This window comes from Bacteroidales bacterium (genome assembly GCA_013141385.1).
Lineage (GTDB): Bacteria > Bacteroidota > Bacteroidia > Bacteroidales > Tenuifilaceae > UBA8529.
Map to the genome: position 1 here is coordinate 17,600 of JABFRB010000044.1, position 21,992 is coordinate 39,591.

The window sequence follows — 21,992 nt, forward strand, 5'->3', positions numbered from 1 at the left end:
GAGTTTATTGCTTGATACTGAAAATAAGAGTTCTAATTATAAATGACCTTTTCTTGGGATTTCCAATACCTCAAGATCTTTGATATCAGAACCATCTATGGTAAACCTTAGTGCTGTTCGAAATTTATGAAAACCAAAAGTTCCTGCAGCACCCGGATTCATATAAAGAAACCCCATTTTCTTATCGTACATCACCTTAAGGATATGGGAATGTCCACATATAAATAGTTTTGGTGGGTTAGTTTCAATAATTGAGGATATTGTTGGTTCATATTTTCCGGGAATCCCACCGATATGAGTTATAAATACATCAACTTCTTCGCATTTAAACCTCTGGATTTTAGGGTATACAACCCTCAATTTATGATCATCTATATTTCCGAATACTGCTCTAAAGTTTTTAAAACTCGCTAATTTATCTGCAATTTCTAAACTCCCTATATCCCCTGCATGCCATAGCTCATCACAGTTTTCAAAAAATGATGCTAGGCTATCGTCCCAATAACCATGTGTATCTGAAAGTAACCCTATTCTTAACATTTTGATTTTTTATAGAACGATAAAGGTAACAACACTTTCAAAATCGGTATATTTGAAACAATAAAAAGATTCCAATTCGTTAATCCATTATTTAATTTTTGATTTCATCAACAATGCAAATATTTTACGCTCCAGATATTTCTGATAATTTATACACCCTCAACGAGGAGGAATCAAAGCACTGTATTCGCGTTTTAAGGTTAGCTTTAGGCGATGAAATCACATTGGTTGATGGATTGGGTGGTCTATTCAAAACTCGTATTGTAAAGCCCGAAGTTAAAAGATGTCAGGTAGAAGTTTTTGAAACCATTAAGGAATATGAGAAACGCAATTTCTATCTACACATTGCTATTGCTCCTACAAAGAACATTGAACGCTATGAATGGTTTTTAGAGAAAGCAACCGAAATTGGTATCGATGAAATAACACCATTGCTTTGCGAACACTCGGAGCGTAAGGTTATCAATAACGAAAGACTCGAAAAGATTATTGTTACAGCAATGAAACAATCCATTAAAGCATACATTCCAAAACTAAATCCCTTAACACCTTTCAAACAATTCATTCAAGCACAGGCACCCGAAAGCACATATATTGCTCACTGCCAAAGGAAAGGATTAAATCATCTAAAAAACGAATTGAATTCAACCAAAAAAACCACCATCCTAATTGGCCCTGAGGGTGATTTTAGTTCTGATGAAATTAGTAAAGCAACCCAATTAAATATTAAAGAAATAAGTCTAGGAAACTCTCGCCTAAGAACTGAAACTGCTGGAGTTGTAGCATGTCATATCGTTAATCTAGCGAATAGCTAATATTTATCGAAATAAATAGAGGTTGTCTAAAAAACTTGAAAAAGTTTCCCGCAAAACTCGCTGAGAGAAAACGCAAAGACCGCAAAGTGCTGATTTAATGAGTTATATTCTTTGTGATCTTTGCGAAAAACTTTGCGTTCTTAGCGTGAACCCTTCTCTTTAGACAATCTCCATTCTATTTCCCTATCACAAAATCCAATACATTTTGGATATCCTTTTTGTGAGTTTTGAATAGTTCAGTATTAGTACACTTCAAACAGGTTACTGTACTAAATCTTTTAAACTCAAAATTGAGCATTTTGGCCAAAATACTCCCAGCCATGAAAACTTCGCCAATTTCAAATTCATGGTTTCCGCACCTGGGGCATGAGTATTTAGTTCTTATTGTCATTTTATTCATGATTACTGGTTTCATCCGTTTCTTTAGCTGATTTCACCTTATATCGTCCCGCTTTTTTCAAAGCTTGATCTATTATCCATTCAAGCTGACCGTTGGTACTACGAAACTCGTCGGCTGCCCATTTTTCAACGGCTTCCAACTTTTCTGGAGCAATCCTAAGAACGAAAGATTTCTTATCAGCCATAAATTATTGATGGAGTGTTCCTGTGTTTACAACTGGACGAGCCGACTCGTCGGAGCATAACACCACCATTAAATTACTTACCATAGCAGCTTTTTTCTCCTCATCTAAATGAACAATCTGTTTCTCCGACAGCTGCTCTAGTGCCATTTGAACCATTCCAACCGCACCTTCAACAATTTTGCCACGTGCTGCTACAACAGCAGTTGCCTGCTGACGGCGTAGCATAGCTCCTGCAATCTCCTGAGCATATGCAATGTAGTTAATCCTAGCCTCAATAACGTTTATACCAGCAATATTAAGTCTTTCTCTAAGTTCAGTTTCCAAACGATGATTAACCTCCTCACCTCCTGCCCTAAGGGTAATATTAGCATCCTCAAGTTCAAAATTGTCATAAGGGAACATACCTGCAAGTTTACGAAGCGCAGCATCACTTTGCACTACAACAAAATGCTCGTACTGATCCACATCAAATGAGGCTTTAAAAGTATTCTCAGCCTTCCAAACAAGTACTAAGCCAATCATTATTGGGTTGCCGACCTTATCGTTTACTTTAATTGGTTGGCTATCGAAGTTTCGAGCCCTTAATGAAATACGCTTCTTTAAGTAAAAAGGATTTGTCCAGAAAAATCCATTTACCTTAATTGTTCCCACATACTTTCCAAAAAGAACAAGTACTGACGATTCATTTGGATTTACAATGAGAAATCCAGGTGCAATAAATGGAACTACAATCAAACCGATTGCGAACAAAGGGTTTTCTGTTAATACCAAAGCAGTAATTATACCTGCTAATAGAAGTATGAGTACCGAAAACATAAGGTACCCAGACTTAGGGTTGAAATTTTTTTCCATAGCATTATGATATTATTTTGATATCACAAATATATCACTCAAAAAATCTAAAAGCAAGAAAAAAGCCGGAAAAATTTCCGGCTTAGCAAACATTCGCTTTTTTCAATATCGTTTTTATAATCTCATCAGGTAGTTCAGGGGTACTCTCAATTAATTGATTAATCTTCCTTGATAACCAGAAATCATATTCAAAAGTAAGCTCTAAATTAGTAAACGAAGTATGTTCTCTACCTGCAAAATATGTATATTGAAAAAAATAGGGAGTAAATTTTTTATCCATAGGCTATCCGTTATATTTTTAGAATAAAACGAATGCCATATAATATTATTATACTATTATTAAGAAATATTATTACTTTAAAACATAAAGTTTGGAGTGACTAGAATACTTAAAGTGCCTAGAGTTTACTATTTCAAAACTTTAGGCACTCCAAACTCAAGGCACTTTAAGAACTTTAACTGGTAAGAATCATTTTATTTTCCACCATAATCTTTCGCATATTGATAATAGCATACCTCATTCTTCCCAACGCAGTATTTATACTTACATTGGTTTGCTCTGCTATTTCCTTATAACTCAAATCCGAATAATGACGCAAAAGAATAACCTCACGTTGATCCTCTGGGAGTTGTTCAATTAATGCTCTAACATCCGTTAGAATCTGCTCAAATACAATTTCTTCTTCAACAGTTTTATCCGAATACCTTGGATGGTTTAAAATATCAACCTCATAAGCATCTTTCGATAACATTTTTGACTGCTTCTCCCTCCTAAAATGGTCGATAATAAGATTATGTGCTATACGCATAGCCCATGATGAGAACCTATTGGTATCAATATACTTACCCTCTTTTAGGGATTTGATAACCCTAATAAATGTTTCCTGAAAAATGTCCTCGGCCACAACTTGCTTTTTGACAAGCAGAAATATATAACTATAAACTCTTTTCTGATGTCGTCGGATTAATACCTCAATTGAAGATTGTCTGCCATTTACAAACTCGACTACGAGTTCATAATCGCTTGAATTGTTAGCATCCACAACTACCTCCTAACTTTTTTGGTTAACGGGTAGAGATGTTCAATAGGCAGACAGTTTAGTTAAAGTTATTGTTACGCAGTAATTATATGCAATTAAACAATTTTTTAGGAAAATTAAAAACTCTTTAAGCAAAAAATCTAAACTTTTGTTTAAAAAAGATTGTTCCTATACTAATTAATTACTTTTACTTATGAAGTATCTATAAGGTTTCACTAATAGGGAGAATAATAGTAATGGGTAAACTCATTCCGGCAAATTTCTATATAATTATTAATAAACTAATACCTTTGTAGGTCAATAAAAAAATGATGCCGAATAAAGAATCAAAGAATATAATCGCCATAAGGGGTGCTAGGGTTCATAATCTTAAAAATATCAGCCTCGATATTCCAAGAAATAAGCTAATCGTTATTACTGGGCTCTCAGGATCAGGAAAATCATCACTGGCGTTTGATACTCTGTATGCAGAAGGTCAACGCCGCTACGTAGAGAGCCTATCATCTTATGCCAGACAATTCCTTGGAAGAGTATCAAAACCTGAAGTTGATCTTATTTCTGGAATTCCTCCAGCCATAGCTATAGAGCAACGTGTAAATTCACGCAATCCAAGATCAACCGTAGGTACATCAACAGAGATATATGATTACTTAAAACTCCTATTTGGTAGAATTGGAAAGACCTACTCCCCCATTTCAGGGAAACAGGTAAAAAGACATTCGGTTACTGATGTGGTTGAGCATATTACCTCCTTTGAGGATGAAACAAAAGTGATTCTTCTTGCACCCATAAACCTAAATGGGAATGGGATGATTAAAGAAAAATTAGCCGAACTTGCCAGAGAAGGTTTTACAAGGGTTGAGGTTGGAGATCAGATTATAAGGATTGATGAAGAGAAGACCCGTGATTTGTTAAAAATATCCGAAGCATCTCTTAGATTGATAATTGATAGATTTGCAGTTTCTCACTCCGATGATTTTATTAGCCGATTGGGAGATTCAGTTCAAACTGCATTTGCAGAAGGCGATGGGAAATGCTTTCTAAAGATTTATAAAGGTGAAGAGTTGATTGAAGAGATCTTCACAAATCGCTTTGAAAGGGATGGAATTAATTTTGAAGAGCCCAATGAGCATTTATTTAGTTTCAATAATCCTTTAGGAGCTTGCCCTCGGTGCGAAGGGTATGGTAAAATCATTGGTATTGATGAGGATCTCGTAATTCCTAACAAAAGTTTATCGCTTTATGAAGAGGTTGTAGTCTGCTGGAAAGGTGAAACGATGAGCTGGTATAAGGATCAGGTAATTAAATTTGCTGATAAAAATGATTTCCCAATTCATAAACCCTACCATAAACTTAGTGAACAACAAAAGCATATTTTGTGGCATGGAACAAAAGATTTTGATGGGATTTATACGTTTTTCAAACATCTGGAGGAGAAAAAATATAAAATCCAATACCGGGTAATGCTTTCGAGGTATATGGGTAAAACCATTTGCCCTGAATGTAAAGGTGCTAGGTTAAAGAAAGAAGCATCGTATGTAAAGGTTAATGGCTATATAATTCAGGATCTAGTTAACAAACCCGTATCAGAACTCATTCAAATTTTCGATAATTTTAAAATAAGCGACCACGATTATAAAATTGCTAAAAGAATTCTCACAGAAATCAAAAATAGAATCAACTACCTTAATAATGTTGGTCTTGGATATTTAACCCTTAACCGTTTATCTACAACACTGTCTGGAGGAGAATCCCAAAGAATAAATCTATCTACATCCTTGGGAAGTAGCCTTGTTGGTTCATTATACATTCTTGATGAACCAAGTATAGGACTTCACTCACGAGATACTCAATTATTAATAGGTGTATTAAAAGATTTACGCGATTTAGGTAACACCGTTGTAGTTGTTGAACACGATGAAGAAATAATAAGATCCGCAGATTATATAATAGATATAGGCCCTTTGGCAGGAAGGCATGGAGGTGAAATTGTTTTTCAAGGTACTAAGAATGAGATTGAAAAATCAAAGGATAGTCTTACCGCTAAATATTTAAATAAAACTGAAAACATACCAATACCACATCCACGAAGAAAATGGTCAAATTATATAGAGGTTCAGGGAGCAAGAGAAAATAACTTAAAGAATATCAGCGTAAAGTTCCCGCTTAATGTGATGACTGTGGTTACTGGTGTTAGCGGCTCAGGAAAATCATCTCTGGTAAAAGGTATTCTATACCCAGCAGCATCAAAACTACTTGTAGGAACGGGTGATCGCCCAGGACAACACGATCAAATAAAGGGTGATATACACCTTATAAAGGGTATTGAAATGGTTGACCAAAATCCAATTGGCCGATCATCTCGAAGCAATCCAGTTACCTATATAAAAGCATGGGACGAGGTGCGTAAACTCTTATCGGATCAACCCTATGCGAAGCGAAGTGGTTACAAGCCCTCACATTTCTCCTTTAATGTTGAGGGTGGTAGATGCGAGGAGTGTCAAGGCGAAGGGGTAATCACTGTTGAAATGCAGTTCATGGCAGATGTAACATTAATCTGTGAAACTTGCGGAGGTAAACGTTTTAAGGAAGATGTACTTGAAGTAAAATACAAAGGAGCCAATGTTTTTGACATCCTTGAGATGACAGTTAGCCAAGCAATTGAATTTTTCGAAAGTGAGAAGTCATCCACAGAACGAAAGATTAATGAAAGGCTAAAGCCCCTCCAAGACGTTGGTTTAGGATACATCAAATTAGGTCAATCATCGAGTACACTTAGCGGAGGCGAAAGTCAAAGGGTGAAATTAGCCTCATTCCTTCAGAAAGATCAGGCAATTCAACCTCACCTTTTCATTTTCGATGAGCCTACAACAGGATTACACTTCCATGATATTCGTAAACTTTTGGATGCATTTAATGCTCTCCTTCAAAAAGGGCACAGTCTAATTGTTATTGAACACAATATGGAGGTTATTAAGTGTGCCGACTGGGTAATTGATTTAGGTCCTGATGGTGGAGACAAGGGTGGAGATTTAGTATTTGAGGGCACTCCCGAGGAACTTTCTAAATCATCCAATTCTATAACTGGATCATTTGTAAAAATCAAATTGGAAGAATTATTGGTAAAAAAATAGTCGCATTAGTGCGACTATTTTTAATAATATTTTAATTCTGCTTTACTCTGTTTTCAAACCAAACATTATTGCAACACATCCACTTACAGGTATATCTGTATTCTTTTCATCGCTAGGAATCTTAACTACAATTATGAGCTGCTGTGTAGCCTCAACTTTAAAATCCCACGAAGTTGCATAGTTGTTATTGGCATTCGTATAAAGTAACTTTTTATCAACATCAAGAATTTTAAACTCAACCTTATGTAACGATTCCTCGCAGCAAATTGAGATTCTATACTCTTGTCCAGCATAGAATGTTTTAAAAAGTTCAGCATCCTCACCCTCAGTAAGAATTGCAGCATTAAAGTTCCCATCATGTATATATGGAGCAAGCTCTTGCTTGCATATCTTCTTTGCAAAATTCTTACACTGTGCAACACCGGAGAATGATGCTCCCAGCAACAAACTGACAATAGCAATGTAAGCCAGTGATTTCATATTGAGATTTAAGTTATTTTATAAAATATATTTATTACGAATCTCAGAAACTTTGGATTTGAGTTTCGAAAAAACTTCAGGGCTAACTGACGATACATTTTTTGATCTCAGAGTTGTAACCCCGCTTTTTTTATCTGGTATAGCCTCAACCCCCGAAACCGAAATCTGAACCTGTTCGTATATTAGTTTAATAGCATTGATATCCTCCATAACAGATTTAATATCTGGATTATCCTTGTTTTGATTAAGTAAATTTACAACCGTATTCAATGATAATTTTTGATCAATAATTCTCTCAACTAACTCATTGTCTGTAGAATTAAAATTATCAACTAAGGTTGTTGCAATATAAAGACCCTCTACCCAACCACCAACTAAAATAATCGAACCTATTGCTACTCTATCGTTTTCTTCTAGGTTTGAGTTAGTATTTAGCAAAGTTTCAGAAATTATATCAAGAATAACATCCCTATTATTCACATTCTCCTCCAATCTTTGAATAATGGAATTATCTATAGCATTAAGTATGCCAAGTCCTTCAGCCATCTTTTTTGAAGCAGTCATAAACTTAATTGATGCTTGTGTTTGATCGAAGAGGCTTGAGTAGCTTAGGTCTGTGCTATAAATACCCAAATTTAGAGCCATACTCTTATTTGTGCTATAGCGAGAAGTATTATCTACAGAGTTAAGAATCTCCTCATTATACTTGGCTCCAGCTCTTTTAAGAATCATAGCTGTTTCAAGCGGCGAAGGCAAGGAGTAAAAAATTTGTTTTGCAGCCTTAATTCCCTTAATGGCAACACTATCCTGAGAAGGAGAATTCATATCAACTTCCACTTTATCTCTCTTTTTACCATCGGACGAGCAACTTATAATAAATAGCCCGAATACAATTAGATAACTAACCAATATTTCTGCACGTCCTGTTGACATTTTTACCATACACCTACACTTTTATTTGGTAAATATCTTGAAAACATTCTATTCAACAAGTAAAAATAATACTTTTTTCAAATGATGACACTTAATTTTGCTTTAATCTCTGTTAATAAAAGCTTGTAAATCATTTTGTATCATCTTATCAGGTAAATAAAATACTGATAATATGATATTTAATATTTTATTATGCCTAATGGTTAAATTAAATGAATATTTAACTTTGCACAAATTTTTCAATCAATATGGACATTCCAAACTATCAATTTTCAGAAAAACAGCAAGTAGTTACTAAAAACCTAATTTCCATGAATGACGAACAGGTTATTTCGTTAATTCAGGAATTTAGGGTAAATGGTGAACTTTTTATTGTTGAACCATTAATTGAAATGCTTTATTCTAATAGAGGTCAAGCGCTAAAAAACTCGATACTTGAGTTTATACGGGATATTAAAAACCAAGTTGCAGTGATAATAATCACCAAGTCTATTCAAAAACACATTACAGATAAGTATACTACTGGTTTGGTTTCAGCATGTTGGCAAAGCAGTCTTGATTTTAGTGAAGAGTTACCCGTATTCTTTGATATTCTATTCAATGGAGATTATCAGACTGCGTTTGAAGCTTTTACTGTAATTGAAAATTCAATTGGGAATGTTAATCAGGACAATATTAATTTGTACATAGCGACAATTGAATCAAAGTTAAAAGTTACACCTTTGGAAAAGCAAACATTACTTACTGAAATGATGGCTATGCTTGAAAACTTTAAGAGAAATGGGAAAGATTAACTCGTACGAATTATGGCAATGTAATAACTTGTTGAACTAAACGTTACTGTTTTACCGTATAGTTTCTATACCCAAAGATACTACTACCAATTCTCACCATTGTGCTTCCTTCTTCAATGGCGATTTCATAATCGCCTGACATTCCCATAGAGATTTCTTTAAAATCTGGAATATCTATGAAACACAAATCCTTAATATGTTTAAATGTATTAGTTAAATAACGGAACTCTGATTTTACTTTCTCTATATTTTCAGTAAAAGAAGCCATACCCATTAATCCAACCACCCTAATATTTTTCATTTTCTGATACTCAGGAGATTTTAGAAGTTCCTCAAGCTCTTCGGATGAAAGTCCAAACTTTGTTTCTTCTGTGGCAATATACATCTGAAGCAAGCAATCAATTATCTTACCTTCTTTTTCAGCCTCCTTATTAATTACACCTAAAAGTTTTAAACTATCAATAGAGTGAATTAAACTAACAAATGGGACAATATATTTTACCTTGTTTGATTGTAAATGACCAACCAAGTGCCATTCAATATCTTTTGGCAAAACTTCGTATTTCGTAACCATCTCCTGAACCTTATTCTCACCAAAAATCCTTTGTCCAGCATTATATGCCTCCATTACAACCTCTGCTGGATGGGTTTTTGAGATAGCTACAAGCTTTACATTAGCGGGCAAACTCGATTTAATTTTCTTAAGATTTGAATTAACGCTCATACGTGAAGGTTTTATACAAAAATAGTAATGATTAGTACAAGTAGCAAGAAAGATCTAAAACCCAAAAAGACAAAAAAAAACGAATAGTAATTCTACACCGAACCTGATAAAAATTAAGAAGCCCCAAAAATCGGGGCTTCTATTATCTATTCAAGTTCGTGAATTACAAGTCCACTCCGTAACTTTGGTTCAAACCAAGTTGTTTTTGGAGGCATAATGTTACCAGTATCGGCTATATCAATTAGTTGTTTCATTGAAACGGGATAGAGAGCAAATGCGACCTTCATCTCACCGCTATCAACACGCTTACTTAATTCGCCTAAACCACGAATACCACCAACAAAATCGATACGCTTTGATGTTCTTAAGTCTTTAATATCAAATATGGGTTCAAGAACCATGTTTGATAGGATTGTTACATCAAGAATTCCAATAGGATCGTTATCGTTGTAAGTACCGGGTTTTGATGTTAATGAATACCACTTGCCTTCAAGGTACATGCTAAAGTTATGTAGTTTACTTGGAGAGTAGATTTCTTTACCCATCTCTTTAACATCAAAACTCTTATTTAATTTTTCGATTAGCTGAGCAGATGATAAGCCATTAAGATCTTTAATTACTCGATTGTAATCAATAATCCTTAACTGATCATCTGGGAAAATTACTGCTAAAAAGTAATTATACTCTTCCTTCCCAGTATGATTTGGATTAGCAGCCTTCTTTTCTTGTGCAACTCTTGCTGCTGCTGCAGTACGATGATGACCATCAGCAACGTATAAAGCGGGAACTTTTGCAAACAATTCAGTAATCTGCTTATTTACTGATGCATCATCTATTACCCAAAAGTGGTGACCAAAACCATCAGCAGCTACAAAATCGTAAATGGGTTTGTTATTCTTTACAACGTTTTCAACAATTTGATCCATCTCTTTAACGGCAGGGTATGCAAAGAAAACAGGTTCAATATTAGCATTCTGGTTACGAACATGTATCATTCTATCCTCCTCCTTATCCGGACGAGTTAGCTCATGTTTCTTAATTTTACCCTCCATGTAATCCTCAAAATGGCAGCAAGCAACCAATCCATACTGAGTGCGACCTTCCATTGTTTGAGCGTAAACGTAATATTTTTCCTCATTCTCTTTAACAAGCCATCCCTTCGCACGCCATTTCTTAAAATTCTCAACCGCTTTATCATAAGCTTGCTGAGTATGCTCATCGATAATGGGATCAAAATCGATTTCAGGTTTAATAATATGAAGAAGTGACTTCTCCCCTGCTTCTGCTTTAGCCTCAACCGAATTTAGCACATCATAAGGGCGTGATGCTACCTCTTTAGCAAATTCCTTGGGTGGGCGAATACCCTTAAAAGATTTTATTTTTACCATTTCTTAAATTTGATTTATTAATGCTACTAAAAAACTTTGCGCCTTAGCGTCTTGGCATTTGATTTTAAACGCTAAGACAGAAAGACGCAAAGATAAATCATAAAGAATTATTTTACTTATTTACCTGATATGTTTTATCGCCTTTCTTAATGAAGGCTACTATCTGACGAGCAGATGCAAGTCCTGCATTGATATTGGCTTCAGCAGTTTCAGCTCCCATTTTCTTTGGAGTTGAAAATACTCTACCTGGAAATTTTTCTACCAATTCTGCATTACAATCAGCCATAATATCTGTAGCATATTTCAGATCTGTACGTTCAGCAAAAGCCTTTTTTAAACCTTCCTCGTCAATAACCTCTTTACGAGCAGTATTGATAAGGGCAGCACCCTTTGGCATTTTGGTTAGTAAATCGTAATTAATCGATTTTTTAGTTTTATCGTTTGCAGGTATGTGTAACGATACATAATCGCACTTACTGTATAATTCCTCAATAGTAGCAACTACTTTAACTCCATCTTTTTCCATTTCTTCCTTAGCAACAAATGGATCAAATGCGTAAACTTCCATTCCAAAACCTTTACCATACTTTGCAACAAGTTTACCTACATTACCATAAGCATGAATACCAAGTTTCTTACCCATAATTTCAGTTCCTGTACCGGGTTGGAAAAGGCCACGTGCCATGTATATCATCATGCCAATTGCCAATTCGGCAACAGCATTTGAGTTCTGACCTGGAGTATTCATTGCAACAACTCCTTTTGCAGTACAAGCTGCTAAGTCTAAGTTATCGTAACCAGCACCAGCGCGTACAACAATCTTTAAATTTCTTCCTGCTTCAACAACCTCTTTGGAAACTTTATCGCTACGAACGATAAGCGCATCAGCATCAACAACTGCTTTTACAAGGTCATTAGGATCTGTATATTTCTCAAGAAGAGCAAAGGTGAACCCAGCTTCTTCAACTATTTTTTTGATACCCTCAACTGCAACCTTTGCGAAAGGTTTCTCAGTTGCTACAAGTACTTTTGCCATGTTGGTTATTGTTAAGTTAAATTAGGTTTTTAGGTGATATAAAAAAGGTTGAACAGCATTCAGCCATTCAACCTTTCTATTTTATCTATATTAATTAAGCATTTTGCTTTTCAAATTCTTTCATACAATCAACTAAAGCCTGAACGCTCTCTATTGGACAAGCATTGTAAATAGAAGCGCGGAATCCACCAACTGAACGGTGTCCCTTAATTCCAACCATTCCTGCTTTCTTAGCAAAATCCATAAATGCAGCCTCTTTATCCTTATATTGCTCAGCCATAACAAAACAAACATTCATGATTGAGCGATCTTCCTTAGCGGCAGTACCCATGAACATTTTGTTTCTATCAATTTCAGCATAAAGTAAATCGGCTTTTTGATTATTGATTTTATGCATTGCAGCAACGCCACCTAAAGATTTAACCCATTTCAAAGTTTCGTACATAACATAAATTGAAATGACTGGAGGTGTGTTGTACATCGAATTATCTTTAGCTTCTTCGCCAATATGGGTTTTGTAATCCACCATACTTGGAAGTTTTCTTTCTGCTTTTCCCAAAATATCTTTACGAACAATAACGAAAGTTACACCAGCAGGACCAACATTTTTCTGAGCTCCGCCGTAGATTAATGCATATTTCTTAATATCAACTGGACGACTCATGATATCAGAACTCATATCAGCAACCAAATTAATAGGGCAATCGATATCAGTTTTTATTTCGGTACCATAAATGGTGTTGTTGGTTGTGATGTGGAAGTAATCAGCATCGGTAGGAATTTTATAGCCTTTTGGTACATAGCTGAAATTCTTATCAGTAGATGAGGCAACAACTTCAACCTCTCCATAGAACTTAGCTTCTTTTATGGCTTTTTTAGCCCAAACACCAGTTTCTAAATAAGCTGCTTTTTTCTTAAGTAGATTTGCTGCTACTGCATAGAATTGTGTTGAAGCACCACCACCAAGAAACATTACCGCATATTCATTGGGAATGTTTAACAGATCTCTCCAAAGTTGCTCAGTTTCAGCCATTACTTTTTCCCAACCTGGGGTACGGTGAGAAATTTCTAACAAACCGATTCCGGTATTGTCGAAATCGCGAATGGCATTGATTGTGGCTTCAATTGCTGGTTGTGGCAGTATACAAGGACCAGCGTTAAAATTATGTTTTTTCATGTTATATATACTTTTAATTTGTAATTCAAATTTTATTGCAATGTCAAAATTCTTACTTATTTTTTAAAATTCCTAGTAATTAGGAATCAAAGTTTGCCAAAACCTACAAAAACTATAAGTTGTGTTCATAAAATAATAAAATTTAGAATTTCACAATAAAAAAATTCTATCACTTAATTGGAATAATTCGGTCGCCATTTAAAATAGGTACAATAGAGGTGGTATCTAAAGTCAAACAGTATCCGATCACATCATCTAATCCAAGTTTTTTAAGTCTATGTTTTTGTGCTGCCTTTTCTATATAAGTATTCAAATCATCCTTAGCTATTCTCCACATATCAATAGCGGTGTATACAGAATCGCACTTGGTTGTAAAATTTTTATTGTCAAGAAGGTTTTTAGATAATAACCCTGCGAGTAATGAATCTTCGATACAAAATTTCCCCTTCCATCCTGAACAAAGGATAATTACATCTTTACCTTGACCTAAAAGATAATTCGTTACTGCTGATATATTTAAAAACGATCCAATTATAACCTGATCAGCTTCTTTTCCAATGGTGATTGCATTTGTACCGTTTGTAGTACTATATACTATTGTTTTACCACTTACAACTTCTTTGATAAAGTAAAATGGTGAGTTCCCAAAATCGGCAAAATCTAACTTTTTACCATCCCTTTCGGCAACAACCATAAAACCCTGTTCCTTGTATCTTTGAGCTTCGTCAACACTTCTAACGGGAATTATTTCCTTTACCCCATTATGAAACATGGTACAAATTACAGAAGTAGCCCTAAGGACATCGACAACAACTACAATTTTGCCTTTACAATCGTAGTGTTTAAAAAGATCTGTTGAAAAACTTACCTCAATTAAATTCATGAATAATTGTTAATTAATTGCCCGCAAATGTAGTAAATAAGACAAAAAGTTATCTTTTAGTAAAGAATAAAAAAACATTTTTATCTTCATGTAAAGTCTTCTTGTGGTTCTGAAATCTGAACAATTTCCAATAAACCTTATCAAAAACTCAATTTACCTTAAATTAATGCATTCCAGAAGGATTCAATAGTAAACATCAAAATCCTGATTATTAAAATTTTCACTAATAAACTACCTCGCAGCAGAGCTGTCGAGGTATTATTTGGAAGCCATTTATTCTATCGAAGCAGAGCTTCGAGGAATTAACCTAAAGAGATTAAATTATAGTAAAAAAGGGTTCCTAAATCGGAACCCTTCAAAAAATTATGAGGTTATATTATTTAGCCAAATGAAATGGTGGTTTTACAACCTTTGCTTTAAGTTTCTTGTCTCTAATACCAATATAAATTTCAGTACCTTCTTTCCAGAATCCTTTTTTCAGGTATCCCATGCCTATGCCCTGTTTGCTCATTGGAGACATGGTACCCGAAGTTACATGGCCTATTTCATTCTCCTGAGCATCGAAAATAAGGTAATTATGGCGAGGAATACCTCGATCAATCATAATAAATCCTTTCAACATTTTATCGGTGCCTTCTTTTTTATGTTTCTCCCAAATATCACGATTGATAAAATCTTTGCCATCAACAAATTTGGTTATCCAACCTAAACCAGCCTCAATCGAAGAAACTGAATCATCCATATCGTTTCCATACAAACAAAAACCCATCTCCAAACGAAGGGTATCGCGAGCACCTAGACCAATTGGTTTAATACCAAACTCCTTGCCTGCTTCAAAAACAGCCTTCCAAAGTTTTGGTGCATCCTCGTTAGCACAGTAAATCTCGCATCCACCAGCTCCGGTGTAACCTGTTGTAGCAAAAATCACCTCCTTAATACCAGCAAATGGAATCATTTTGAATGTATAATACTCCATATCAACAACATTGGCAGTAGTTAACTTTTGCATCGCCTTAAGTGCAAGAGGTCCTTGTATTGCTAATTGTGCGGTTTCATCAGAAGCATTGTAAAGATCTTTTCCAATTACTAAGCCAAATTTTTTACTGTTTTCACAAAGCCAATTCCAATCCTTTTCCATATTAGAGGCATTCACTACTAATAGGTATGTTACGCTATCAACACGATAAACAAGGAGATCATCAACAATACCGCCCTTACCGTTGGGGAAGCAGCTGTATTGCACCTTGCCATCGAAAAGAACAGAGGCATCATTACTTGTAACATATTGAATAAAATCCATAGCTTTAGGTCCTTTCACCCAAATCTCACCCATATGGGTTACGTCAAAAACGCCTAGTTTTTCGCGTACAGTGATGTGTTCATCATTGATTCCCGAATATTCAATTGGCATGTTATAGCCAGCAAACTCAGCCATTTTTGCACCTAAATCGATGTGGTATTGTGTAAATGGAGTAGTTTTCATGTGTTTAAATTTTTATAATTAGATGTTTGATAAACCTTAATTTATAGTTGTTTGCAAATTTTCACGTCAACTCACATGGAATACCCATACTTTAAATTATTGCATTTGGTAAGAAGTATTAAATGGGCATTTCATAATAAATTTACAGTTGATTTTTTTTGAAATACAAAACTACATTTTTTTTAATAATCATCAACATCGTTTTTTTTACCTCTTAAAAACTAGGGATTGCATTAATCAATGGTTGAAATGGTTTACTCTAATTTATCGAAATAATATGCCAAAAAACATTTTTTTTTCATTTTAATGCTTGAAAGATGAAAGGTTAATTTATTTTTGCATTAAGATAATAATCATCAATCAAAAAAATAATTGTACTTATAGATCTATAATGGAGAATTTTAAACATATAAATCTTGAGTATTTGAAAGAAATATCAGATGGTAGTACGGATTTAGTTCGTGATTTAATAAGCATGTTTATTAATCAAGTCCCTACTTTTTCCGAGCAATTAGATAATTTTTACCAGAATGGCGATTATATTTCACTTGGTAAACTTGCTCACAAAATTAAGAGTTCAGTTGCAATGATGGGAATTAGTGAATTAAGTGCAGATATGAAGGTTCTTGAGAATATTGCCAAGGAAGGTAAAAATGTCGATAATTATCCCGTATACATATCAAAGTTTAAAAGTATTTCTGGTGAGGCTATAATTGAACTAAATAATATACTAATCAACTTAAAATAAAACCAAAGCGCCATGCTTAAATTAGATAATATTGGAAATGTAATGGTTGTATCCTTCAACCTGGACAATAAGATAAATGTTACTGTATCACAAAAAATAAAAGTTGAGGTAACAAAACTTATCACTCCACATTCAAAACTAGTGATGAATCTTGAAGGAATCAACTATATTGATAGTACTGGATTTGGTATGTTGTTATCCATTCTCCGAACATGTAAGACCAACCAAAGCCTACTTAAACTCTGCAACATCTCCCCAGAAGTAATGGAACTGGTTAAACTTTTACAGTTGCAAACTGTTTTTGATATTAGAAATAATTTAGATGATTGTCTGAAAAGTTTCGATTAATTTCGATCTGTAAATAAAAAAGCCGTCTCAAAAGTAAACTGAGGTGGCTCTTTTAAGATCAATTGAATGTATTTTACCTAAATACTAACTCATTACTATCAAAGTAATCGATAGTAATAATTTTATCCTTATCCACTTTACCTGCAAGAATTTGCTTTGATAGTTCATTAAGTATATGCTTCTGCATCAACCGCTTTAAAGGGCGTGCTCCGTATAAAGGGTCGAATCCCTGATTAGCAATCCAATCGATAGCACTATCGGTAATTTCAACAGTTACATTATTCTGTGCAAGCATGTGTTTTACCCTCTCAAATTGCATTAGGACAATTTGACGAATCTCTTTGTGGCTTAAAGAGGTGAACATTATTATCTCATCCACACGATTCAAGAACTCTGGCCGGATAGTTTGTTTCAACAAGTCGAAAACCATTCTACGTGTACGTTCAAAGGCTTCTTCGCTATCCTTTGGTTTTACAGATGCAAGGTTCTCCTGAATAATATGTGAACCAATGTTTGAGGTCATAATGATGATTGTATTCTTAAAATCAATCGTTCGACCCTTATTATCCGTTAAACGACCATCATCTAATACTTGAAGTAGAATATTAAAAACATCAGGATGCGCTTTTTCGATTTCATCGAGAAGTATTACTGAGTAAGGTTTGTGCCTTACAGCCTCGGTGAGCTGACCACCCTCATCGTAACCAACGTAACCTGGAGGTGCTCCAATGAGTCGTGATACGGAATGACGCTCCTGATACTCACTCATATCAATGCGGGTTATCAGATTCTCATCGTCAAATAGGAACTCGGCAAGAGCTTTAGCAAGCTCCGTTTTGCCAACACCAGTAGTACCTAGAAATATGAACGAACCAATTGGTCGTTTTACATCTTGCAATCCTGCTCTACTCCTTCGAACCGCATCTGCAACTGCAGAAATCGCCTCATCCTGTCCTACAACTCGCTGGTGAAGTTCTTCCTCAAGTTTAAGCAATTTATCCTTTTCGCTTTGCAACATTCTGCTAACAGGAATACCTGTCCAACGCGAAACCACCTCGGCAACATCCTCAGCATCTACCTCCTCTTTTATCAAAGCATAGTCCGATTGAATTGTTGTTAACTCCTTTTTAAGGTTTTCAATGCTATTTTCTGCCTCTTTGATTTTTCCATATCGCAGTTCAGCAACACGACCATAATCGCCTCGACGCTCTGACTCATCTGCTTCTAGTTTAAAACTTTCGATATTCTGTTTATTTTTTTGAATAGAGTCGATGATATTCTTCTCGTTCTGCCATTTAGCACGAAGCCTAGTTCTTTCCTCGTTAAAATTGGCTATGTCTTTACCAAGATCATCCAACTTCTCCTTATCCCCTTCGCGTTTAATAGCCTCTCGTTCAATCTCAAGTTGCTTAATCTTACGTTCAATTGCGTCAATATTCTCAGGTACTGAGTTCATCTCAAGACGAAGTTTTGAAGCAGCCTCGTCAATCAAATCAATTGCTTTATCGGGCAAAAAACGGTTAGTTACATAACGATTAGAAAGTTCAACAGCAGCAATGATCGCTTCATCCTTTATACGAATGGAATGATAACTTTCATAGCGTTCCTTTAGTCCTCTCAAAATTGATATTGCACTAAGTATATCAGGTTCATCAACCATAACGCTTTGAAAACGTCGCTCGAGTGCTTTATCCTTTTCAAAATACTTCTGATACTCATCGAGTGTAGTTGCGCCAATTGCACGAAGTTCACCACGGGCAAGTGCTGGTTTAAGGATATTGGCTGCATCCATTGCTCCATCGCCTCTTCCTGCCCCAACAAGTGTATGAATTTCATCGATAAAAAGAACCACCTCACCATTCGATGAAACCACCTCTTTGATCACTGATTTTAAACGCTCCTCAAACTCTCCCTTGTACTTAGCACCAGCAATTAGGGCTCCCATGTCAAGAGAAAATATTAGTTTTGATTTTAAATTTTCAGGAACATCTCCGCTAACAATTCGATGAGCAATGCCCTCTGCTATAGCAGTTTTTCCTACACCTGGCTCACCAATCAGAATAGGGTTATTCTTTGTACGTCGATTAAGAATTTGCAAAACCCTTCGGATTTCATCATCACGGCCAATTACAGGATCAAGTTTGCCAGAACGAGCCATTTCATTCAGGTTGATTGCAAATCGGTTAAGTGCATCGTAAGTCTCCTCAGCCGTTTGGCTATTAACTTTGGCACCTTTTCTAAGTTCTGCAATAGCCAATTTCAACTCTTTCTCAGTAATACCAGCATCCTTCATCATCTGTGATACTTGATCACCAGCAGTAAGAAGACCTTGAAAAATATGCTCAACAGAAACGAACTGATCTCCTAATTCCTTACTAAAATCAATAGATTTTTGAAGCACCCTATTTGCTGATGAACTTAAAAATTGATCGCCACCACTTACTTTCGGGTAGGATTCGAGCATTTTAGTGAGCACTGCATCAAAGGTTGAAGGGTTTACCCCTAATTTTCTTAGGATGAAACCAACAATGCTCTCACTTTGACTTATAATACCTTTAAGCAAATGTACAGGTTCAACTGCTTGATGGTTGTACCCTTGTGCAATTGAAAAGGCTTGTTGAATAGCTTCTTGAGATTTTATTGTAAAATTATTCAGGTTCATAACATATAGATTTAAACATACCTAGATATTCAAATCAATTGCCAAAGCAAAATAGAAGCCAAAAAGACAGTGGTACTAGCAAATGTAAGCCATTTTGACGCATCAACTTTAAAGAGATAGGACAAAAAACGTGAAACTCAATTTATCCGCATCAGATAAAAATGAAAGAAACTGTATTTAACTACACATGAAGCATGTTCTTTGAGATGTTTGCTCAACTTGTATAGTACAATGGTTGATATTGAACGTTTTGCGTATGTAATCTGTGGTATTATGAATAAAACTATCATCAACACAACCTACAACAAGGTGAACAGTTAGTGCTGTTTCAGAAGTACTTAGAGCCCAAATATGTAAATCGTGGAAAGATTCTATTTTATCATGATTTGCAAAGTAATCCTGTATTGAAACTATATCGATATTTTTTGGAACTGCATCCAATGCGAGGTTTATTGAGTCGATTAGCAGATTGTAAGTGCTATAAAGGATAAAGGCTGCTATTATTAAGCTAACTAGCGGATCAATCCAACCCAGTCCAGTATAGGAAATAATAACTGCCGCCACAACAACCCCCAATGAAACTAGCATATCGGCAATTAAGTGCAAAAAAGCACTTTTAATATTTAGATCGTGTTCTCTTCCTTTTGCGAAAAGCCATGCTGTAAATCCATTAACAATAATACCGAGAGATGCAATTATCATTACTAAATAACTTTTCACCTCGATTACGGCGTTAAATCTTGTAATTGCCCCCCAAGCAATAAAACCAACTGTAACTATTAATATTAGAGTATTTAAAATTGCAATAAGGATTGTTGATTTTCTCAATCCATAAGTATACCGCTCTGTAGGCTTACGTTGTGTTATAAGTATGGCAAACCAAGAGAATATTAGAACCACCACATCGCTGAAGTTATGCCCAGCATCAGCAATTAGGGCCATAGAATTGGCAAAAAAACCGAATAATACTTCAACTACAATAAATACTAGGTTTATAAAAATCCCTATTTTCAGTGATTTACTAATGCTATTATTATTTGTATGTTGATGAGTCATTGTTAATAGAATATATCTATAAAAACGCTTTAAAGGGTATAAAGTTTAATTCTCAGCATCACACTGTGAAATAAAACTATAACACAGTGTGACACTGAGAATAAACAAATAGGCACAGAGATATTTATTTACCCGCAACTCATCTCACCAGCATTCTTTTTAGCTGCCATAAGGTTATATGCGCCCTTAACTACAACCTTTATAATAGCAAGGTCAAACTCTTTTGGTAGAATAACCTCGGTATAACCTCCATCAGATAAGCCCTTCTTGACCTCTACCATTTTGAACTCGGTGAATGGTTTGCCGTTCTCCTCCTTATCCTTTTCAAAAACAAAGATGTACTCCTTTTCATCGAATTGGATAATTGCCTCTGTAGGCAAAGTAGCAAGAGAGTTTGAAGATGTTTCAATCCATGAATTCACATACATTCCAGGTAATATGCTAGCAGAATTTTCACCTATCGAAGCATAGACTTTAACTGTTTTATCAGCATCAATCGATCTACCAACATGTGTAATGCTTGCAGTATACTGGGTTTCTCCATCAAGCATCGAAAAGCGTAACTTTTGTCCAATATTAACCTTGTTAATGTCCTTTTCAAAAAGGGTTAACTCAATTGTAAGCCTATCGGTATTAACAATTTCGAAAATAACATCGGTTGGGGCTACAAATTTTCCAATGTTAACATTCACTACTTTCACATACCCACTAATTGGCGAAGGTAATGAGACATTACGTGAGATATTATCCTCTTGTAATTTTGATGGATTAATTCCAACCATTTCAAGTTTTTGGGCAAGAGCATTCACCTGTGTTTTCAAACTTTTATAGTTTGATGTAACCTCTTGAAAATTTTGCGCAGAATAAACATCATCTTTAAAAAGTTCTTTATGACGATTGTATTCACCCTCAGCAAATTCAAGTTTACTTTTTGCTTCAAGATAGTTTTGTTGAAGTTCAATAAACTCAGGGTTTTCAATAATTGCCAATGTTTGACCCTTTCGAACGGGGCTTCCAACAACCAAATCCGTATTTCTGATAAATCCTCCGAGAGGTGCACAAATTGATGCTAAATTCTGAGGGGATACCGTAATTATTCCATTCGCTTTTACAGTATTACTCAAGGTTTTTTGTTCAATTGAACCATAAACAATGCCTGCAACTTTAAATTGATCAGCACTTAGTTCAACGATGTTTTCAGGTAACACCTCAACCTCTTTTGCTTCTGTTTCCTTTGGCTTACTGCCACATGATGTTAAGAGGATTACGCTAAATGCGAATGCGGTTAATATTTTAAATTTATTCATTTTTTCAA

Annotated in this window: 22 protein-coding genes; 5 read left to right on the plus strand and 17 right to left on the minus strand. The window is 35.2% G+C overall.

What is annotated here, in order from left to right:
• Window positions 1-36 precede the first annotated feature (36 nt).
• Complete coding sequence (locus HOO91_20095) at window positions 37-540, minus strand: metallophosphoesterase family protein (protein ID NOU19866.1); 504 nt, start codon at window positions 538-540, stop codon at window positions 37-39.
• A 113-nt stretch (window positions 541-653) separates the two neighbouring features.
• On the opposite strand from HOO91_20095, the gene HOO91_20100 reads away from it, so the two are divergent.
• Complete coding sequence (locus HOO91_20100) at window positions 654-1,355, plus strand: 16S rRNA (uracil(1498)-N(3))-methyltransferase (protein NOU19867.1); 702 nt, start codon at window positions 654-656, stop codon at window positions 1,353-1,355.
• 175 nt (window positions 1,356-1,530) lie between these two features.
• Here HOO91_20100 and HOO91_20105 read toward each other — a convergent pair whose 3' ends face one another.
• The 5 genes from HOO91_20105 to HOO91_20125 form a co-directional block, all read right to left on the minus strand.
• A complete protein-coding gene (locus HOO91_20105) occupies window positions 1,531-1,755 on the minus strand; it encodes a GTP-binding protein (protein NOU19868.1) in 225 nt (74 codons plus the stop codon).
• Window positions 1,748-1,939: an Arc family DNA-binding protein gene (locus tag HOO91_20110; protein NOU19869.1), complete on the minus strand. Its 192-nt coding sequence runs from the start codon at window positions 1,937-1,939 to the stop codon at window positions 1,748-1,750. The genes HOO91_20105 and HOO91_20110 overlap by 8 nt, the downstream gene beginning before the upstream one ends.
• Before the next feature lie 3 nt (window positions 1,940-1,942).
• Window positions 1,943-2,791, minus strand: coding sequence for an SPFH domain-containing protein (locus HOO91_20115; GenBank protein ID NOU19870.1), 849 nt, complete (start codon window positions 2,789-2,791; stop codon window positions 1,943-1,945).
• 82 nt (window positions 2,792-2,873) lie between these two features.
• Window positions 2,874-3,071 (minus strand): hypothetical protein, encoded by a 198-nt coding sequence (locus HOO91_20120; GenBank protein ID NOU19871.1) that lies wholly within the window; start codon window positions 3,069-3,071, stop codon window positions 2,874-2,876.
• A gap of 175 nt (window positions 3,072-3,246) precedes the next feature.
• On the minus strand, window positions 3,247-3,834 hold the full coding sequence (locus HOO91_20125; GenBank protein NOU19872.1) for a sigma-70 family RNA polymerase sigma factor: 588 nt from the start codon (window positions 3,832-3,834) through the stop codon (window positions 3,247-3,249).
• A 308-nt stretch (window positions 3,835-4,142) separates the two neighbouring features.
• Between HOO91_20125 and uvrA the strand changes: the two genes are divergently transcribed.
• Window positions 4,143-6,965 (plus strand): excinuclease ABC subunit UvrA, encoded by a 2,823-nt coding sequence (gene uvrA, locus HOO91_20130; GenBank protein ID NOU19873.1) that lies wholly within the window; start codon window positions 4,143-4,145, stop codon window positions 6,963-6,965.
• Window positions 6,966-7,007: 42 nt separating this feature from the next.
• Here the strand turns inward: uvrA and HOO91_20135 are convergent, their stop codons facing one another.
• Window positions 7,008-7,445: a hypothetical protein gene (locus HOO91_20135; protein NOU19874.1), complete on the minus strand. Its 438-nt coding sequence runs from the start codon at window positions 7,443-7,445 to the stop codon at window positions 7,008-7,010.
• An 18-nt stretch (window positions 7,446-7,463) separates the two neighbouring features.
• On the minus strand, window positions 7,464-8,387 hold the full coding sequence (locus tag HOO91_20140) for a hypothetical protein (GenBank protein NOU19875.1): 924 nt from the start codon (window positions 8,385-8,387) through the stop codon (window positions 7,464-7,466).
• 239 nt (window positions 8,388-8,626) lie between these two features.
• On the opposite strand from HOO91_20140, the gene HOO91_20145 reads away from it, so the two are divergent.
• A complete protein-coding gene (locus HOO91_20145) occupies window positions 8,627-9,172 on the plus strand; it encodes a hypothetical protein (GenBank protein ID NOU19876.1) in 546 nt (181 codons plus the stop codon).
• Between the two features lie 43 nt (window positions 9,173-9,215).
• Here HOO91_20145 and HOO91_20150 read toward each other — a convergent pair whose 3' ends face one another.
• The 6 genes from HOO91_20150 to gcvT all read right to left on the minus strand — a co-directional run bounded on the left by HOO91_20150 (window position 9,216) and on the right by gcvT (window position 15,863).
• Window positions 9,216-9,896, minus strand: a complete 681-nt coding sequence (locus tag HOO91_20150; protein ID NOU19877.1) for a YggS family pyridoxal phosphate-dependent enzyme — start codon at window positions 9,894-9,896, stop codon at window positions 9,216-9,218.
• Window positions 9,897-10,042: 146 nt separating this feature from the next.
• Window positions 10,043-11,284, minus strand: coding sequence for a DUF1015 domain-containing protein (locus HOO91_20155; protein NOU19878.1), 1,242 nt, complete (start codon window positions 11,282-11,284; stop codon window positions 10,043-10,045).
• Window positions 11,285-11,396: 112 nt separating this feature from the next.
• Window positions 11,397-12,320, minus strand: a complete 924-nt coding sequence (locus tag HOO91_20160; protein ID NOU19879.1) for a 3-phosphoglycerate dehydrogenase — start codon at window positions 12,318-12,320, stop codon at window positions 11,397-11,399.
• A gap of 94 nt (window positions 12,321-12,414) precedes the next feature.
• The gene (gene serC / locus HOO91_20165) at window positions 12,415-13,497 is read right to left on the minus strand and encodes a 3-phosphoserine/phosphohydroxythreonine transaminase (GenBank protein NOU19880.1); all 1,083 of its coding nucleotides are present in this window, start codon (window positions 13,495-13,497) and stop codon (window positions 12,415-12,417) included.
• Window positions 13,498-13,666: 169 nt separating this feature from the next.
• Window positions 13,667-14,380, minus strand: coding sequence for a 2-phosphosulfolactate phosphatase (locus HOO91_20170; GenBank protein ID NOU19881.1), 714 nt, complete (start codon window positions 14,378-14,380; stop codon window positions 13,667-13,669).
• Between the two features lie 376 nt (window positions 14,381-14,756).
• Window positions 14,757-15,863 (minus strand): glycine cleavage system aminomethyltransferase GcvT, encoded by a 1,107-nt coding sequence (gene gcvT / locus HOO91_20175; protein NOU19882.1) that lies wholly within the window; start codon window positions 15,861-15,863, stop codon window positions 14,757-14,759.
• 391 nt (window positions 15,864-16,254) lie between these two features.
• On the opposite strand from gcvT, the gene HOO91_20180 reads away from it, so the two are divergent.
• Together HOO91_20180 and HOO91_20185 are read left to right on the plus strand one after the other, a co-directional pair.
• Window positions 16,255-16,611: an Hpt domain-containing protein gene (locus HOO91_20180; protein NOU19883.1), complete on the plus strand. Its 357-nt coding sequence runs from the start codon at window positions 16,255-16,257 to the stop codon at window positions 16,609-16,611.
• A gap of 12 nt (window positions 16,612-16,623) precedes the next feature.
• Window positions 16,624-16,959: an STAS domain-containing protein gene (locus HOO91_20185; GenBank protein ID NOU19884.1), complete on the plus strand. Its 336-nt coding sequence runs from the start codon at window positions 16,624-16,626 to the stop codon at window positions 16,957-16,959.
• Between the two features lie 73 nt (window positions 16,960-17,032).
• Here the strand turns inward: HOO91_20185 and clpB are convergent, their stop codons facing one another.
• The 3 genes from clpB to HOO91_20200 form a co-directional block, all read right to left on the minus strand.
• The gene (gene clpB, locus HOO91_20190) at window positions 17,033-19,621 is read right to left on the minus strand and encodes an ATP-dependent chaperone ClpB (GenBank protein NOU19885.1); all 2,589 of its coding nucleotides are present in this window, start codon (window positions 19,619-19,621) and stop codon (window positions 17,033-17,035) included.
• 177 nt (window positions 19,622-19,798) lie between these two features.
• Complete coding sequence (locus HOO91_20195) at window positions 19,799-20,677, minus strand: cation transporter (protein NOU19886.1); 879 nt, start codon at window positions 20,675-20,677, stop codon at window positions 19,799-19,801.
• A 128-nt stretch (window positions 20,678-20,805) separates the two neighbouring features.
• The gene (locus HOO91_20200; protein NOU19887.1) at window positions 20,806-21,984 is read right to left on the minus strand and encodes an efflux RND transporter periplasmic adaptor subunit; all 1,179 of its coding nucleotides are present in this window, start codon (window positions 21,982-21,984) and stop codon (window positions 20,806-20,808) included.
• Window positions 21,985-21,992: the final 8 nt, after the last annotated feature.

Excerpts from the sequence above, each read along its gene's own strand:
- HOO91_20105 (NOU19868.1), bottom strand. The coding sequence starts at position 1,755 with ATGAATAAAATGACAATAAGAACTAAATACTCATGCCCCAGGTGCGGA.
- HOO91_20145 (NOU19876.1), top strand. The coding sequence starts at position 8,627 with ATGGACATTCCAAACTATCAATTTTCAGAAAAACAGCAAGTAGTTACT.
- HOO91_20180 (NOU19883.1), top strand. The coding sequence starts at position 16,255 with ATGGAGAATTTTAAACATATAAATCTTGAGTATTTGAAAGAAATATCA.
- serC (NOU19880.1), bottom strand. The coding sequence starts at position 13,497 with ATGAAAAAACATAATTTTAACGCTGGTCCTTGTATACTGCCACAACCA.
- HOO91_20160 (NOU19879.1), bottom strand. The coding sequence starts at position 12,320 with ATGGCAAAAGTACTTGTAGCAACTGAGAAACCTTTCGCAAAGGTTGCA.
- HOO91_20140 (NOU19875.1), bottom strand. The coding sequence starts at position 8,387 with ATGGTAAAAATGTCAACAGGACGTGCAGAAATATTGGTTAGTTATCTA.
- gcvT (NOU19882.1), bottom strand. The coding sequence starts at position 15,863 with ATGAAAACTACTCCATTTACACAATACCACATCGATTTAGGTGCAAAA.
- HOO91_20200 (NOU19887.1), bottom strand. The coding sequence starts at position 21,984 with ATGAATAAATTTAAAATATTAACCGCATTCGCATTTAGCGTAATCCTC.
- HOO91_20110 (NOU19869.1), bottom strand. The coding sequence starts at position 1,939 with ATGGCTGATAAGAAATCTTTCGTTCTTAGGATTGCTCCAGAAAAGTTG.
- clpB (NOU19885.1), bottom strand. The coding sequence starts at position 19,621 with ATGAACCTGAATAATTTTACAATAAAATCTCAAGAAGCTATTCAACAA.
- HOO91_20170 (NOU19881.1), bottom strand. The coding sequence starts at position 14,380 with ATGAATTTAATTGAGGTAAGTTTTTCAACAGATCTTTTTAAACACTAC.
- HOO91_20150 (NOU19877.1), bottom strand. The coding sequence starts at position 9,896 with ATGAGCGTTAATTCAAATCTTAAGAAAATTAAATCGAGTTTGCCCGCT.
- uvrA (NOU19873.1), top strand. The coding sequence starts at position 4,143 with ATGCCGAATAAAGAATCAAAGAATATAATCGCCATAAGGGGTGCTAGG.
- HOO91_20135 (NOU19874.1), bottom strand. The coding sequence starts at position 7,445 with ATGAAATCACTGGCTTACATTGCTATTGTCAGTTTGTTGCTGGGAGCA.
- HOO91_20120 (NOU19871.1), bottom strand. The coding sequence starts at position 3,071 with ATGGATAAAAAATTTACTCCCTATTTTTTTCAATATACATATTTTGCA.
- HOO91_20185 (NOU19884.1), top strand. The coding sequence starts at position 16,624 with ATGCTTAAATTAGATAATATTGGAAATGTAATGGTTGTATCCTTCAAC.
- HOO91_20155 (NOU19878.1), bottom strand. The coding sequence starts at position 11,284 with ATGGTAAAAATAAAATCTTTTAAGGGTATTCGCCCACCCAAGGAATTT.
- HOO91_20100 (NOU19867.1), top strand. The coding sequence starts at position 654 with ATGCAAATATTTTACGCTCCAGATATTTCTGATAATTTATACACCCTC.
- HOO91_20195 (NOU19886.1), bottom strand. The coding sequence starts at position 20,677 with ATGACTCATCAACATACAAATAATAATAGCATTAGTAAATCACTGAAA.
- HOO91_20115 (NOU19870.1), bottom strand. The coding sequence starts at position 2,791 with ATGGAAAAAAATTTCAACCCTAAGTCTGGGTACCTTATGTTTTCGGTA.
- HOO91_20095 (NOU19866.1), bottom strand. The coding sequence starts at position 540 with ATGTTAAGAATAGGGTTACTTTCAGATACACATGGTTATTGGGACGAT.